The sequence below is a fragment of the Marinobacter flavimaris genome (assembly GCF_045057155.1).
In the GTDB taxonomy this organism is placed as follows: domain Bacteria; phylum Pseudomonadota; class Gammaproteobacteria; order Pseudomonadales; family Oleiphilaceae; genus Marinobacter; species Marinobacter manganoxydans.
On the sequence record NZ_CP171359.1, the window covers coordinates 4500229 to 4515760 of the forward strand.

Here is a 15532-nt window from a genome sequence, read left to right on the forward strand (position 1 = left end):
TTACATCTCTTCCGGTGCGCTGACGCCCAGCAAGTCCAGACCGTTGGAGATAACCTGCCTTATAGCAAGGTAAAGGCTGACCCTGGCATCACGAACGGCGGTATCTTCAATCAATACCTTATGGGCGTTGTAATACGTATGGAACTGGCCCGCCAGGTCCCGCAGGTAGTGCGTGAGATGGTGCGGTTCACGTTGCACGGCGGAATTGGTAATGAGTTCCGGATACTTGGCCAGCTGGTTGGCCAGATCCTTTTCCTCGTCAAGCGTTAACAGTGAGAGGTCGCCAATGCATTCGTTGCGGCCGCGCTCTACACCTTCCTCGGCCAGTTTTCGAAGCACGCTGCAGATGCGCGCGTGAGCATACTGCACGTAATAAACCGGGTTTTCATTGGTCTGGGAGCGGGCCAGATCGATATCGAAGGTCAACTGTGAGTCCACCCGGCGCGCGGCCAGGAAGAACCGGGTCGCGTCGCGGCCAACTTCATCAATCAGGTCCCGGACGGTCACGTAGCTTCCAGCGCGTTTGGAGATTTTCACCTCCTGGCCGGAGCGGGTCACCATCACCATCTGGTGCAGTACGTAGTCCGGCCAGCCATCCGGAATGCCGGCATTTAGTGCCTGCAAGCCGGCGCGAACGCGGGTAACGGTAGAGTGGTGGTCGGCACCCTGTTCGTTGATAACGGTGGTAAAGCCCCGTTGCCACTTGTCCAGGTGATAGGCGACATCCGGCAGGAAGTAGGTGTAGCCACCGTCCTTCTTGCGCATGACCCGATCCTTGTCGTCACCGAACTCTGTGGTTTTCAGCCACATGGCGCCATCCTGCTCGTAGGTGTAGCCATTTTCCTGCAGGCGTTTGACCGTGGCTTCAACCTTGCCATCCTCGTACAGGGAGGATTCCAGGAAATAGACATCGAACTGAACGCCGAAGGCTTTCAGATCCAGGTCCTGCTCCCGGCGCAGGTAGGCGACGGCGAATTCGCGGATGGCGTCGCGGTCTTCCGGGTCCGCCTTGGCGGTCACTTCCCGATCGTCCGCTGTGACGGTGTCGCCAGCAAGGTAGGCCTTGGCGACATCAACAATGTAATCGCCCCGGTAGCCGTCCGCCGGCCAGCTCTCGTCGTCCGGCGTCAGACCTTTCACCCGCGACTGAACTGAGAGTGCCAGGTTATCAATCTGGGCCCCGGCGTCGTTGTAGTAGAACTCCCGGGTCACATCGTAGCCGTTTGCTTCGAGCAGCCGGCAAAGGCAGTCGCCAATCGCCGCGCCACGCCCGTGGCCAACGTGGAGTGGGCCTGTGGGATTGGCCGAAACAAACTCCACCTGAACTTTTTCGCCCTGGCCCTGGTTGTTGCGGCCAAAACGATCGCCTTCATTCAGTATGGTGTTGACCACTTCAAAAGCACTGGCCGTGCTCATAAAGAAGTTGATGAAACCGGGCCCGGCAATCTCCACTTTCTCCACCGCGTTGCTCTGCGGCAGCTTCTCGATAAGCGCCTCCGCCAGTTTGCGAGGCGGGCAACCGGCAGCTTTCGAGGCAACCAGGGCAATGTTGCAGGCATAGTCGCCGTGGGACTTGTCCTTGGTATTGCCCACCTGTGGAGTGAAGGACTGGTCCGCAGGCAGCGTGCCATCGGCTTGGAGTGCTGCCAGTGCAGACTGGAGCAGATCGGAAACGGTCTCTTTCATGCTGTCAGATGACTCGGTTTACAGGAGAATTGGATTCGGGGCAGGAGGCCCGTTGAAAACAGAAGGCGGCTATTATCGCGGAAAGTTTGGCTGCAAGCAAAAGGCTCGGGATTCCGCAGTCTCGGCTCAAATTATCCTGTTTCCTGCGGATCAACATCAATCATCCATTTGACCCCGGCAGGCAGCTTTCTCTGGTCCAGTTCCTGACAGATTCCGGTAAGCAGGCTGTTCAGCTTTTTCCGGTTGCGGGCGTTGAGGATCAGTTGCGCGCGGTGCTTGTCGGCGCGCCGGGCAATCATGGCTGGCAACGGTCCCCAGGTTTCGATGCCTGTGGTATTCGCGAGGGGCTTAATTGTATCCAGCACTTGCAAGCTTTTCTCCATGGTGTCGCCTTCTGCCCTGAAGATAGCCATGGCGCGGAATGGCGGGAATTGGCCTTCTTCCCGCTCTTTCAGGAGTTGGTCGGCGATGTCGAGGTAGTGGCCTTCGCACAGTGTCTTTAACAGCGGGTGGTCGCTGTGGCAGGTTTGCACAAGCACTTTGCCGGGCTTTGTGCCCCGTCCGGCGCGGCCACTGACCTGCAGAAGGGTCTGAATCAGTTGTTCGGGTGCCCGGAAGTCCACGCTGAACAGTCCGCCGTCGGCGTTGACCACCACTACGAGGGTAACGTTGGGGAAGTCGTGTCCCTTGGCCAGCATCTGGGTGCCGACGAGCACGCACGGCTTTCCGCTGTTCACCTGCTTCAGAATGCCCTGGATGCTGCCTTTGCGCTGTGTGCTGTCGCGATCCACTCGCACAACCGGCGTGTCCGGGAAAGCGTTGGCGAGAATATCTTCTGTTCTTTCTGTGCCGTGTCCAACAGGTTTGAAGGCCTCGCTTTGGCACTTCGGGCAGTGTTCTGTAGCTGCCGTCTGGTAGTCGCAGTGGTGGCATCGCATTGCCCGGTCCCGGCGGTGGTAGGTCAGCCGCGTGTCGCAACGGGGGCACTCAACCATGTGGCCGCAGTCGAAGCACATCATGACCGGGGCAAATCCACGTCGATTGACAAAGACCAGTGCCTGCTCACCTCTGGCCAGGGTTTGCTCGATGGCATTCAGGGCGGGCCGTGACAAGCCGCCTTCCAGTGGGCGGCTTCGGATATCCAGCAGACTGATGACCGGTGGTGCCGCGTTGCCGGCACGTTCTTCGAGTTTAACCAGGTGGTATTTGGCCTGCTCGGCGTTGTGCACGGATTCCAGTGACGGAGTCGCTGATCCGAGGATGACGGGGCAGTTGTTCAGGTGGGCTCGATAGACGGCCAGGTCGCGGCCGGAATACCGGAAACCTTCGCCCTGTTTGTATGAGCTGTCGTGTTCCTCGTCGACGATGATGGTGCGCAGGTTGGTGAAGGGCAGTAAAACAGCCGATCGGGTGCCTACCAGGATAACCGGTTCACCGTTGCGGACTTTCAGCCAGGTTGTAAGGCGCTCACCGTCGTTAAGGGCTGAGTGCCATACTACAATCCGGCTGCCGAAGTAGTGTTGGAATCGGGCAACGGTTTGCGGCGTAAGATTGATCTCCGGAACCAGTACCAGGGCCTGATCCTGGGCGCCGAGGTGTTGTTTCAGATAGTGCAGGTAGATCTCGGTTTTTCCGCTGCCGGTGATGCCGTATAAGAGAAAGGCACCAAACCCTTCGCCCGGAGCAGCCAGCCCTTCTGCGGCTGAAGCCTGGGCCATGGACAATTCCGGTCTGCGAGCAAGAAGCTCAGGGTCCTCACCGCCTGAATTCGGCCGGGGCGGCGAAACGGCCTCAATCAGTTGCTTCTCGCGCAGTGCGTTGAGCTGTGCCCGGGCGAAACCAGCCTGCAGAATATCCTTTGTCGGGGCACCCCTGGAGTGCTGGCTTAGCCAATCGATAAGTGCCTTCTGTTTATGGGCATTTGCAGGAAGTGTTGCTGCGTCGTCGAGTGCACGCCACCACTGTTCCGTTTTTTCTTCGGCGATTCGCCCCCGTCTGAGGGCTGGGGGCAGGGCAGTGAACAGGCATTCGCCCAAGGGGTGTTGATAATAGTCGCTCGCCCAGCTGAGAAGTTTGAACGTTTCTTGCGGTAATGCGGGCCAGTCCTCCATAACCGATGACAGCGGCTTGAGCTTTATTCCCGGTGGCGGCTCAACGCCCACTTCCACAACGAGACCCGTTGCCTGCTGCCGGCCAAAGGGGATTCGCACTCTCTGACCCGGCGTCAATTCAAGGTCTTCTGGAATAATGTAATCAAAGAGTCGACGCAGAGGACGATTCAGGGCGATGCGTGCAATCAATGGCACTGAGTGCTCCACTGGATGACGGGTGTCACGGTTTTTCCTTATCCTGTTTCAGTCGGCGGCCTGCCGCGAAATCCGGGGAGGGCGAGTCCGGAAGTCAGGTGTGGTGCTTGCCTGCAGCAATAATTGCAAGTAAGATTCGCGGTCTGTTTCCGGCAGGGCATGATTGTGCCCCGTCTTCTCAATTGATTCAAACATGCGGTGCCTGGCGCCTGGGTAATCAAGATACCCCGCGATCAGGTAGCGGCATGACCTAACGAGGTTCGCCATGAAAGAAGGTATCCACCCCAAGTACGAAGAAATTACCGCCACCTGTTCTTGCGGTAACACATTCAAGACCCGTTCTACCTACACCCATGATCTGCAGCTGGACGTGTGTTCACAGTGCCACCCGTTCTACACCGGCAAGCAGAAAGTTATGGATACCGGTGGTCGTATTGACCGTTTCCAGAAGCGTTTCGGTGGCCGTATTGGCGGCAAGAAAGACTGATCGCAGTGGACTCAGAAAAGCGCCTTCGGGCGCTTTTTTTGTGCCCGGAATTTATTGTGTATTCATAAGATACATACGCAATTAGCACTATTGACTGTTCACAAAATGTTCATGGCCCACTTGTCGTTTCGGGTCTGGCGGGCCATAATGGCGCGCTCCGCTGGATAGGGGCCCTCCGGTTCGGTGTTAACTAGAGGCTCCACAGCTCCGGCGGTTCATTACCTTTAAACGTGACAAACGGAACAGTGGCAATGTCTCAAGATCTGAAAGAAGCAGCCCTTGAATATCACGCCAAGCCGCGGCCTGGTAAGCTGAGTGTTGAAATCACCAAGCCAACCAAGACGTCCCGCGACCTTTCCCTGGCGTATAGCCCCGGGGTTGCCGAACCGGTCCGCGAGATCGCAAAGGACCCGGAGAACGCATACAAATACACCGCCAAGGGTAACCTGGTGGCTGTTATCTCTGATGGTTCCGCGATTCTTGGTCTGGGTAACCTGGGTCCGCTGGCAAGCAAGCCGGTTATGGAAGGCAAGGGCGTACTGTTCAAGCGCTTTGCCGGAATTGATGTCTTCGATATTGAAGTCAATTCCGAAAGCCCGCAGGCGTTTATTGAAACAGTTGAGCGTATTGCAGACACCTTTGGTGGCATTAACCTGGAAGACATCAAGGCGCCCGAGTGCTTTGAGATTGAGCGTGCTCTTATTGAGAAGTGCAACGTGCCGATCTTCCACGATGACCAGCATGGTACTGCTATCGTAACTGCAGCCGGCATGATCAATGCCCTTGAGCTGCAGGGTAAAAAGATTGAAGAGGCGAAGGTGGTGTGCCTGGGTGCCGGTGCCGCCGCTATTGCCTGCATGAAGCTGTTGATCAGCTGCGGTATTCGCTCTGAGAACATCTTCATGCTCGACCGCAAGGGTGTGATCCATTCTGGCCGTGATGATCTGAATCAGTATAAGGCGATGTTCGCCAACGATACTGACAAGCGCACTCTGGATGATGCTATTGATGGCGCTGATGTATTCCTGGGTCTGTCTGGTCCGGATCTGCTGACCGCCGACCAGCTTAAGAAAATGGCTCCGAAGCCTATCGTATTTGCCTGCTCCAACCCCGATCCGGAGATCAGTCCGGAAGTTGCCCTGGCAACCCGCGATGATCTGATCATGGCCACCGGCCGCTCTGATTATCCGAACCAGGTTAACAACGTGTTGGGCTTCCCGTTCATTTTCCGTGGAGCGTTGGACGTACGTGCCACTGCGATCAATGAGGAAATGAAGGTGGCGGCTGTCAATGCAATCCGCGAGCTGGCGAAAGAGCCCGTGCCCCAGGAAATCTGTGAGGCATATGGCGTGGATAGCTTCGAGTTCGGGAAAGAGTACATCATTCCCAAGCCGATGGATGTGCGCTTGCTTGAAGTGGTGCCCGCGGCGGTTGCCCGCGCTGCCGTGGATTCCGGGGTTGCCCGTAATGCATACCCTGCGCACTACCCGCTCAAGTCCATGGACGACATTATCTGATCTGTCGTTCAGGGTGATAAAAAAACCGGCGGTGATCCCGCCGGTTTTTTTGTGCCTGTTCAGGGTGTCAGAAGATTCTTCGTGAGAGGTCGTCTTCCTCGGAACCGCCGTTACCATCGTTCTCGGTTTCTGATGTCAGCGGCGGTGGCGCGTCTTCTTCACGGAAGACCTCAAATACGCCGTCTTCACCGGGCCTTGCCCGCTGTCCGGTCTCTGGGTTGATCCGGATATTGACGATGCCGTTGGGGCGAGGCATAAGGGAAGAGGGTGCTCCTTCGAGAGCCACTTCCATGTAGTCCAGCCAGATGGGTAGCGCGGTGCTGGCGCCGAACTCACGTCTGCCAAGCGGTGCCGGTTGGTCGAATCCTACCCAGGTGGTTGTGGCCACTTCATGATTGAAGCCAGCGAACCAGGTGTCTTTCTGCTCGTTCGTGGTACCGGTTTTACCGGCAATGTCATCCCGCCCCAGTGCCAGTGCCCGGCGACCGGTGCCGCGGCGAATCACGTCCTGCATCATTGAGTGCAGGATGAAAACCGCACGTTCGTCTGCCAGTCTGGGCATCACGCGGACGTCTGTCGATTGGTCGCCCGTTTCCGACGACTCTTCGTCCGCGCTTGCGTTGCCTTCCTCCATGCCCGATGTTGCTTGTTCTGCAAGCTCGTCGCAGTTTTCATCGCACAGAATGGTTTTCGGAGCCTGGTAGATGGTTTCGCCCCTGAAGTCGCTGATGGTATCGATCAGGTAGGGTTCAACGTCATAGCCGCCGTTGGCGATCACCGCCATGCCTCTGGCCAGTTCCATGGGAGTAAGCTGGCCGCTGCCGAGCGATAGCGACAGGTCGTCGGGCATGTTTTCGGTCGGAATTTCCAGCTGGGCCAGGTAATCGAGAGTGTTCTCTATGCCCAGATCACGCAGGAGCCGGATGGAAACCAGGTTGCGCGATCGGTAAAGCGCTTCCCGGAGACGGGTGGGGCCATAGAACTGTCCAGAGGAGTTCTGGGGCCGCCAGGCGGTCTCCAGTTCGGAGTCATCGAACACAATGGGCGCATCGTTGTAGATGGTCGCCGGTGTCATGCCACTTTCCAGAGCGCTCAGGTAAAGGAAGGGCTTGAACGTGGAGCCCGGCTGTCTTCGTGCCTGGGTGGCCCGGTTGTATTTGCTCTGGCCGAAGCTGTACCCCCCGCTCAGGGCCTCAATGGCACCGGTTTTGGCCTCAAGTGAGATCAGGGCGCCCTCGGCCCTGGGGATCTGGGCGAGTGCAACGGTCGCTGTTTGGGGGCGCGCCGCCTCGTCGTTCAGGGTTTCGGTACTGTTGGTCTCGTTCTCCGGGTCGATCTTTTCCGGGTTTTGAGCGCGCACATAGACGACATCGCCGCGGGAAACTACGTCCGAAGGTTTCTCCGGTTCCGGCCCGGTCAGGTTTTCGGTTTTATACCGCCTGGCCCAGGTCATGGTCTCGAAAGGCATGATGGCTGGACCAATGCGACGTACGTGAACACTGACTTCGCCGGCTTCATCGTTAACTTCCTTTACGATTGCAGGTAACAGTGACTCCACGCGTGGGTAGTTCAGAATCAGGTCGGACAGTTCGCTGGTTGCCAGTGTTTCCTGGTCGATCTGTCCGATGGCACCACGGAAGCCGTGCCGCCGATCATAAGCTTCGAGGCCGTCCCTGAGGGCTTCGGTAGCAACCTGTTGTTTCCGCCCGTCAACCGTCAGGGTAACCGTGTAGCCGTCGGTATAGGCGTCTTCACCAAACCGCCGAACCATTTCGGATCGGGCCATTTCTGCAACATAGTCGGCGTCGACTTCTGTCTCCGTGCTGTTATAGCTGGCAGTGATGGGGGCAGAAACCGCAAGCTCGCGTGCATCCGGGGTGATGTAACCCAGGTCCTGCATGCGTCCGAGAATCCAGTTTCGGCGGACCATCGCCCGGTCGGGATTGGCCAGTGGATTAAAGGCTGAGGGCGCCTTGGGCAAGCCGGCCAGCATCGCCATCTGGGCCAGCGACAGTTCCGAGACCGGTTTGTTGTAATAAACCTGAGCGGCGGCCGCAATTCCGTATGCCCGGTTGCCGAGATAAATCTTGTTCAGGTAGAGCTCGAGAATGCGGTTTTTATCCAGTTCACGTTCAATCTGAAGAGCCAGAAGTATCTCGTTGAACTTCCGTATAAAGGTTCTGTCCCGTGACAAAAAGTAATTTTTTGCAACCTGCATTGTGATGGTACTGCCCCCGGACTGGATCTCGCCGGTGGAGATCAGTTCGATGGCAGCCCGCGCCAGGCCTTTGATGTCGACCCCGAAGTGCTCGTAAAAACGCGCGTCTTCAGCCGCCATAAAGGCTTGTAACTGAATTGTTGGGATCTGTTCTATTGTGATGGGTGCCCTTCTCTTTTCACCGAATTCTGCTATTAATCTGTTGTCTTTGCTATAGACCCGTAATGGCGTCTGAAGCTTGATGTCCAGAAGCTGATGTACCGGCGGAAGGCCAGGGCGAAGGTAAAGATAGAAGCCTGAGGTTACGATAACGGCGACACTCAGTCCGGTAAGAAACAACCAGGCAAAAAGGCGAGATGTGCGCAACAAATGAGACATTTTTTTCTGACAACTGTTGGATATAGGTCTATCATTTGAGAAATTGCTTTAGGATGGAAGAGTCTCTTCACCGCTGCAAAAGTTCTCAATTAAAGAAGAACAGGCATTGTAGACGGAATGGTGAAGAAATTCTCTTAAATAAAAAACACATAAGTTACGTAACCGGGTGCATCTAACCAGGTATAGGGTGAGCGCGTGTTTGGATTAGGAAAGAAATCCAGTGCAGTGCTGGGCGTGGATATAAGCTCCAGCTCGGTCAAACTTCTGGAGCTGTCAAAGCAGGGTGACCGTTATAAGGTCGAAAGCTACGCGGTGGAGCCGTTACCGGCCAATGCCGTGGTGGAAAAGAATATTACGGACGTTGAAGCAGTGGGCGAAGTGATGAAGCGAGTCGCTTCCAAGTCCCGCTCCGGCGTAAAGCAGGTAGCAGTTGCGGTATCAGGTTCGGCGGTAATCACCAAGGTCATCCAGATGGACGGTGGCCTTAACGAATTCGAGATGGAAGATCAGATTGCCCTGGAGGCCGATCACTATATTCCATACCCACTGGATGAAGTGGCCATCGATTTCGAAGTTCAGGGTCCCTCCGAAAGCAACCCCGACCAGGTAGATGTTCTTCTGGCTGCATGCCGAAAGGAAAATGTCGACATTCGAGAAGATGCGCTCGAGATCGCCTCTCTGACGACCAAGGTGGTTGATGTCGAGGCCTACGCCCTTGAGCGCGCCTACGCGTTAATCGAGCCGCAGCTGGACTCCCAGGGCGAGGAGTTGGTGGTGGCAATTGTTGATATTGGCGCGACCATGACCACGCTGAGCGTTCTGGCCGGCGGCAAAACCGTTTACACCCGCGAACAGATTTTTGGTGGCAAGCAACTGACCGAGGAAATCCAGCGCCGTTACGGTCTGTCTCTGGAAGAGGCCGGGCTTGCCAAAAAACAGGGCGGACTGCCCGATGACTACGAATCCGAAGTGCTGACCCCGTTCCGCGAAGCCGTGGTGCAGCAGGTGGCCCGAGCACTTCAGTTCTTCTTTGGCGCCAGTCAGTACAATGCTGTCGATTACGTGGTTCTGGCAGGAGGCACTGCCTCGATTCAGGGGCTGACGGAGATGGTCGAAGAAAAGACGGGAACGCCGACAATGGTCGCGAATCCTTTTGCAGATATGGCAGTAGGGTCACGGGTCAACGCATCGGCACTGAGTAATGATGCGCCTTCCCTGATGATTGCCTGCGGCCTGGCAATGAGGAGCTTCGACTGATGGCAAAGATTAACCTACGACCATGGCGCGAGGAGCTTCGCGCCGAGAAACAGAAACAGTTCGTGGTCATGATTCTGGGCGCTGCGATTATTGCTGGCGGCCTGGTCTTCCTCTGGAAAACCGATATGGATAGCCGGATTGCCTACCAGCAATCCCGCAACGCCTACATCGAGACCGCCACCAAAAAGCTGGACCAGCAGATCAAGGAGATCGAAAACCTCAAGCGCAAGCGGGATGAGCTCCTTGCCAGAATGCAGGTTATTCAGGATCTCCAGGGCAAGCGACCCGTGATCGTGCGCGTCTTCGACGAACTGGTGCGGACATTGCCCGATGGCTTGTTCTACACCGATCTCAAGCGAACCGGCGAGCGCGTTGATATTGTAGGGATGGCGGAGTCTAACAGTCGGGTTTCCACGCTTATGCGCCAGTTCGAGGACTCCGAATGGTTCACGGATCCCAACCTCTCGAATGTCTCTGCAGCTGATAGTCGCCGGGCCGGTTACAGCCAGTTCAATCTCTCGGTTAAACAGAAAACGCCCGAGCCCGAAGGGGAGGATAAGTAATGAGCCTCGCGGACTCTCTGAAAAGTCTCAATGAATTTGATATCAACGACCTTGATGTCAATAACGCGGGTATCTGGCCTGCTCCAATCAAGTTCATCGTAGTTCTGATTATCTTCGGGCTGATTGCCGGAGGTGGTTACTGGTTCTTTATCAAGGATCAGTATGCTCAACTTGAGCGTGTAGAGCGCACCGAGCAGGAACTCCGGAAAACTTATGAAGAGAAAGCCTATCAGGTTGCAAACCTTGAGGTTTTCAAGGCCCAGATGGCGGAAATGGAAGAAACCTTTGGCGCCTTGGTAAGACAGCTGCCAAGTGAGACCGAAGTGCCAGGATTGCTTGAAGACATTACGAATACGGCTTTGGGTAGTGGTTTGGCACTTCAGGAAGTGAAGCTGCAACCGGAACAGCGTCGGGACTTCTATTCCGAGCTGCCAATCAATATTCGGGTGTCCGGTTCTTACCATGAGCTGGCATCATTTGTCAGCAGCGTTGCCAGCCTTCCACGGATCGTAACGCTACACGACTTGACGATAAAACCAACTGGCGGAGATGCGGACCGGCTTGATATGCAGGTTTTGGCTCGTACTTACCGCTACCGGGCTGGAGAATGAGCATGACAGGAAAGCATGCGGTAAAAGCCTGGCTGGGTGTGTGTCTGGTGTCTCTCCTGACAGCATGCTCCCAGGGCAGCGGATTTTCAGATCTTGATCAGTTCATGGCCGAGACGCGGGCAAAACCGAGAGGGTATGTTGAGCCCTTGCCGGAGTTCAAGGCGTACGAAGCTTTCAGTTACTCAGCGGCAGATCGTCGGGCGCCCTTTGAGCCGCCGATTGATGTCCAGCTCACTATGGTGGACGAACAGCCGATCAGTGATGTGGAGCCGGATCTGGATCGTCCCAGAGAGGTTCTCGAGAATTTTGACCTGAAAGCACTTCAAATGGTCGGCACGCTTCAGGGTGCATCGGGTAATCTGTTTGCTCTGATTGAAGACGATACCGGCGGGATCCATCGAGTCCGCACGGGAAATTACATGGGGCAGAACTACGGTCGCATTGTGGGCGTTAGTGAAACCCGTATCGAGCTCATTGAAATCGTTCCCAATGGCCGGGGTGGCTGGGTAGAGCGTCCTCGCTCCCTGACCCTGGAAGAGGGCGCAGGCTAAGGAGCGGCTGGATGAAAGTTGAAAGAAACATGCACGTACAAAAAAGTTTAGGGTCGAGGCTAGCGATGTTCAGAAAACTCAATGTATACGTCAGCGTGATTGCTTTTGGGTTGTTATCCGGCCTGGCCAACGCGGTCACGCTGGAAGACGTGTCGTTTTCGTCGCTACCGGGCGAGCGGCTTGAGGTGACACTGCAATTTGATGGGGCACCGCCGGAACCTTCCGGTTATACCATTGAGCGTCCCGCTCGCATTGCGGTTGATCTTCGGGACACGACCAGTGGTCTTGAAAGTCGCAGTGTGCCTCTGGGATCAGGCAACGCCCAGAGCATGACCGTGGTGGAAACCAAGGACCGTACCCGGCTGATATTCAACCTGGTCGAGCTGGTGCCCTATGACACAGTTCGTTCGGGCAACTCCCTGGTCATGACAATTGGCGGCCAGGCCGATGGCGTTGTCGCGAGTTCCTCTGCTCCCGCGTCTCAAAGCAGCTCAACATCGGGCTCCATGTCTGCCAACGCTCTGGCCGGTGTGGATTTCCGTCGGGGCAAGGACGGTGAAGGTCGCGTTCTTGTTGATCTGGGTAGCTCCAGCACGCCGGTGGACCTGACAGAGCGCGCCGGTAAGATTCGCCTGACGATGGACGGTATTGAAGTACCCTCGGACCTGCGGCGCCGACTCGATGTGACAGATTTCGCCACCCCGGTTACCCGTATTGACACCTTTGTGGAAGATGGCAATGCCGTGGTCGAGATCACCCCCGAGGGGAATTACGACTACATTGCCTACCAGTCCGGCAGCCAGTTTACTGTCAGCGTTGAAGAACTGAGCCAGGAAGAGGCGGAGTCCCGCAGGGAAGAGAAGTTCCCGTATACCGGTGACAAGCTGTCCCTGAACTTCCAGGATATTGAAGTGCGCTCGGTCCTGCAGCTGATTGCTGACTTCACCGGTCTGAACCTGGTTGCCAGTGATACGGTAGGCGGCAGCATTACTCTGCGTCTGCAGAATGTTCCCTGGGATCAGGCGCTGGATCTGATTCTCAAGACCAAAGGCCTCGATAAGCGTCAGATCGGCAACGTATTGCTGGTAGCGCCTGCAGACGAAATCGCAGCGCGTGAGAAGCTTGAGCTCGAAACCAACAAGCAGATTGCCGAACTGGCCCCGGTTCGTCTGGACATCATTCAGGTTAACTACGCCAAAGCGGCTGATATTGTTGCGTTGATCAAGGAAGACGAAGAGCTGATCTCTGATCGCGGATTCGTCTCCTCTGATGTTCGTACCAACACGATCAGTGTTCGTGAAACTGCCGAGAAGCTTGATGAAATTCGCCGTCTGGTATCGACATGGGATGTGCCGGTGCGTCAGGTGTCTATCGAGGCTCGGATTGTTCGCGCCCAGACCAACGTGGCAGAGAACCTCGGTGTTCGCTGGGGTGGTGCCGCGTACGATAATGAGGGAAATAGTATTGTGTCAATTGGAGGTTCGCGCGACTCAGTTGGTGAGGCGGTGAATGGTTCAACCGCAGGAACTGAAACTGGATTCAGAAATAGTATTTCTTTCCCAGGCGCCCTTGCGGTCGACCTCGGAGTGACTGGTGAAGGTGCCTCTTCCTTCGCCATCGGGTGGGGCAGCGACGACTTCCTGGTAGATCTGGAGCTGTCAGCCCTTGAGAGTGATGGTCAAGCGGAAGTGGTTTCCCAGCCCCGGGTTGTGACTGCCGATCGTCAGACGGCGTCGATCAAGTCTGGTGAGGAAATTCCCTATCAGGAAGCGGCCTCCAGCGGTGCGACGTCTGTTTCTTTCAAGGAAGCCGTGCTCTCCCTGGAAGTAACGCCGCAGATTACACCGGATGACAAGATCATCATGGATCTGGTGGTCAATCAGGACTCCCGAGGCGAGGTGACTGCTGGTATTCCGTCGATCAATACCAACGAAGTCACCACCCAGGTTCTGGTTGGTAACGGTGAGACAGTTGTTCTGGGCGGTATCTTCCAGTCGGAAGTTGCGACCCAGACCACCAAAACGCCGTTCCTCGGAGATATTCCCTACCTGGGCCGTATCTTCAAGCGCACCGAACACATTGATGAGCGCAGTGAACTGCTGATCTTCATCACACCGAAGATCATCAAGAACGATCTGCTGCGCTAAACGGGTTAGCTCAAAGGCCGCCGCTTAAAACCGGCGGCTTTTTTGTGCCTGAATTTTGTCCAGGACGGGCCCCGAACTTATGCAATCACCGGCCCTGTGATATTCTCACCCGCCTGAACAAAACTGAGCGGAAGTTATGTCTTTGCCGAAACGCGTTGTCCTGGTTGGCCCCATGGGAGCAGGGAAAAGCACGATTGGCCGGATGCTCGCCAAAGAGCTCGGCTATCGTTTCCTCGATTCTGATCGCATCATTGAAGAGCGGTGCGGGGCCAACATCCCGTGGATATTTGATGTTGAAGGGGAGGACGGCTTCCGTCTGCGGGAAACAGCAATGCTGGATGAGTTATCTCATGAGGATAACACCGTGCTGGCCACAGGGGGCGGGGCAGTGATGCGGCAGGAGAATCATCCGATACTCAAGAGAGGCGCCACGGTTATCTATCTGAAAACGTCGATAGAGCAACAGGTAGAGCGAACGCGCAAAGACCGAAATCGGCCCTTGTTGCAGAACGATGATCCGGAGGCGGTCTTGCGGAAACTTTTCTCAATCCGCGATCCCCTGTATTCAAGCCTGGCCGACATCATCATGTACACAGACAGAAAAAGCCCGAGGCTTGTCGTTCGTCAGCTGGTTAACCGCCTGAACCCGAAAACCCCACGTCATAAAAGGCAGATCCGGAAGGAAGGTCGCAATCATGTCTAATCGGTACCGCGAACTGTCGGTGGAGCTCGGTGAGCGTCGCTATCCCATTTTTATCGGCGAGAACCTTCTCGGCGCCCAGGATCTGTCAGGTTACGTGTCCGGGACCCAGGTCATGATTGTTACCAACGAGACAGTGGCACCGCTTTACCTTGAGCGGGCAAAGGCCTGCTTTCCAGGGAAACGGGTGGATACCGTCGTACTTCCCGATGGCGAGAAGTTCAAGGATTGGCAGACCCTTAACAGCATCTTTGACGGTCTTCTCGAGCAGCGTCATACCCGGAAAACCACACTGGTTGCCCTTGGCGGGGGTGTCGTCGGTGATATGGCCGGTTTTGCCGCAGCCTGCTATCAACGGGGTGTTCCGTTTATCCAGATTCCAACCACCCTGCTTTCTCAGGTGGACTCTTCTGTTGGTGGTAAAACGGGCATCAATCACCCTCTTGGCAAAAACATGATTGGCGCTTTCTATCAGCCGCAGGCGGTACTGATAGACACGGCAAGCCTGCAGACCTTGCCTCCTCGAGAGGTGTCAGCAGGCCTGGCAGAGGTCATCAAGTACGGGCTGATTCGGGATCAGACCTTTCTTGCCTGGCTGGAGGAGCAGATGGATGCTCTGGTCAGCCTTGATCCGGAGGCGCTGTCAGAGGCTATCTTCCGGTCCTGCGCCTGCAAGGCAGAGATTGTTGCCCTTGATGAACGCGAAGGTGGTCTCAGAGCGATACTGAATCTTGGTCATACCTTCGGGCATGCGATAGAGACCTATGCGGGTTATGGCAATTGGCTGCACGGAGAGGCAGTGGGGACGGGTATGCTCATGGCCGCCGAATTGTCTGCTCTTGAGGGAATGATCAGCCGTGACGATTGTGACCGTATAAACCGACTGATTCTGCGTGCCGGATTGCCGGACAAACCTCCGGCAGGAATGACAGCCGATGACTTTATGAGTTTGATGGCCGTCGACAAGAAAAATGTGGACGGCCTGCTCAGGCTGGTCCTGCTTCGCTCGGTAGGCGATGCCATCGTCACCTCAGAGTCGAGTCCCGACAACCTCGCCCTGACATTTGCCCGTTTTTGCAGCGCGATATGATACCTGGCCGAAGGCTTCAAT

12 protein-coding genes are annotated in these 15532 nt (G+C 56.0%); 9 read left to right on the forward strand and 3 right to left on the reverse strand.

Annotated elements, in window-relative coordinates; translation table 11 throughout:
• The gene (gene argS / locus ACGK9W_RS21020) at nucleotides 1–1686 is read right to left on the reverse strand and encodes an arginine--tRNA ligase (RefSeq protein WP_405418539.1); all 1686 of its coding nucleotides are present in this window, start codon (nucleotides 1684–1686) and stop codon (nucleotides 1–3) included.
• A gap of 131 nt (nucleotides 1687–1817) precedes the next feature.
• Complete coding sequence (locus ACGK9W_RS21025) at nucleotides 1818–3992, reverse strand: primosomal protein N' (RefSeq protein ID WP_405418540.1); 2175 nt, start codon at nucleotides 3990–3992, stop codon at nucleotides 1818–1820.
• 265 nt (nucleotides 3993–4257) lie between these two features.
• Between ACGK9W_RS21025 and rpmE the strand changes: the two genes are divergently transcribed.
• Together rpmE and ACGK9W_RS21035 are read left to right on the forward strand one after the other, a co-directional pair.
• On the forward strand, nucleotides 4258–4479 hold the full coding sequence (rpmE, locus tag ACGK9W_RS21030) for a 50S ribosomal protein L31 (RefSeq protein ID WP_064230272.1): 222 nt from the start codon (nucleotides 4258–4260) through the stop codon (nucleotides 4477–4479).
• A gap of 251 nt (nucleotides 4480–4730) precedes the next feature.
• Nucleotides 4731–5996 carry a malic enzyme-like NAD(P)-binding protein gene (locus ACGK9W_RS21035; RefSeq protein WP_064230271.1) on the forward strand — a complete coding sequence of 422 codons (1266 nt, stop codon included), beginning with the start codon at nucleotides 4731–4733 and terminating at the stop codon, nucleotides 5994–5996.
• A 67-nt stretch (nucleotides 5997–6063) separates the two neighbouring features.
• Here ACGK9W_RS21035 and ACGK9W_RS21040 read toward each other — a convergent pair whose 3' ends face one another.
• Nucleotides 6064–8592 (reverse strand): penicillin-binding protein 1A, encoded by a 2529-nt coding sequence (locus ACGK9W_RS21040; RefSeq protein ID WP_405418543.1) that lies wholly within the window; start codon nucleotides 8590–8592, stop codon nucleotides 6064–6066.
• A gap of 195 nt (nucleotides 8593–8787) precedes the next feature.
• Here ACGK9W_RS21040 and ACGK9W_RS21045 point away from each other — a divergent pair, with 195 nt between their 5' ends.
• The 7 genes from ACGK9W_RS21045 (at nucleotide 8788) to aroB (ending at nucleotide 15511) form a co-directional block, all read left to right on the forward strand.
• Nucleotides 8788–9849, forward strand: a complete 1062-nt coding sequence (locus ACGK9W_RS21045; protein WP_405418545.1) for a pilus assembly protein PilM — start codon at nucleotides 8788–8790, stop codon at nucleotides 9847–9849.
• Nucleotides 9849–10412 carry a PilN domain-containing protein gene (locus ACGK9W_RS21050; RefSeq protein ID WP_053114373.1) on the forward strand — a complete coding sequence of 188 codons (564 nt, stop codon included), beginning with the start codon at nucleotides 9849–9851 and terminating at the stop codon, nucleotides 10410–10412. The genes ACGK9W_RS21045 and ACGK9W_RS21050 overlap by 1 nt, the downstream gene beginning before the upstream one ends.
• Entirely contained in the window at nucleotides 10412–11023 is a 612-nt protein-coding gene (locus ACGK9W_RS21055) for a type 4a pilus biogenesis protein PilO (RefSeq protein ID WP_008170795.1), read from the forward strand. Before ACGK9W_RS21050 ends, ACGK9W_RS21055 begins: the two co-directional genes overlap by 1 nt.
• A gap of 2 nt (nucleotides 11024–11025) precedes the next feature.
• On the forward strand, nucleotides 11026–11574 hold the full coding sequence (locus ACGK9W_RS21060; RefSeq protein ID WP_008170793.1) for a pilus assembly protein PilP: 549 nt from the start codon (nucleotides 11026–11028) through the stop codon (nucleotides 11572–11574).
• 65 nt (nucleotides 11575–11639) lie between these two features.
• A complete protein-coding gene (gene pilQ / locus ACGK9W_RS21065) occupies nucleotides 11640–13721 on the forward strand; it encodes a type IV pilus secretin PilQ (protein ID WP_405418548.1) in 2082 nt (693 codons plus the stop codon).
• Between the two features lie 136 nt (nucleotides 13722–13857).
• Complete coding sequence (gene aroK / locus ACGK9W_RS21070; protein ID WP_405418549.1) at nucleotides 13858–14424, forward strand: shikimate kinase AroK; 567 nt, start codon at nucleotides 13858–13860, stop codon at nucleotides 14422–14424.
• Nucleotides 14417–15511 carry a 3-dehydroquinate synthase gene (aroB, locus tag ACGK9W_RS21075; RefSeq protein ID WP_405418551.1) on the forward strand — a complete coding sequence of 365 codons (1095 nt, stop codon included), beginning with the start codon at nucleotides 14417–14419 and terminating at the stop codon, nucleotides 15509–15511. Before aroK ends, aroB begins: the two co-directional genes overlap by 8 nt.
• The last annotated feature ends 21 nt before the right edge of the window (nucleotides 15512–15532 follow it).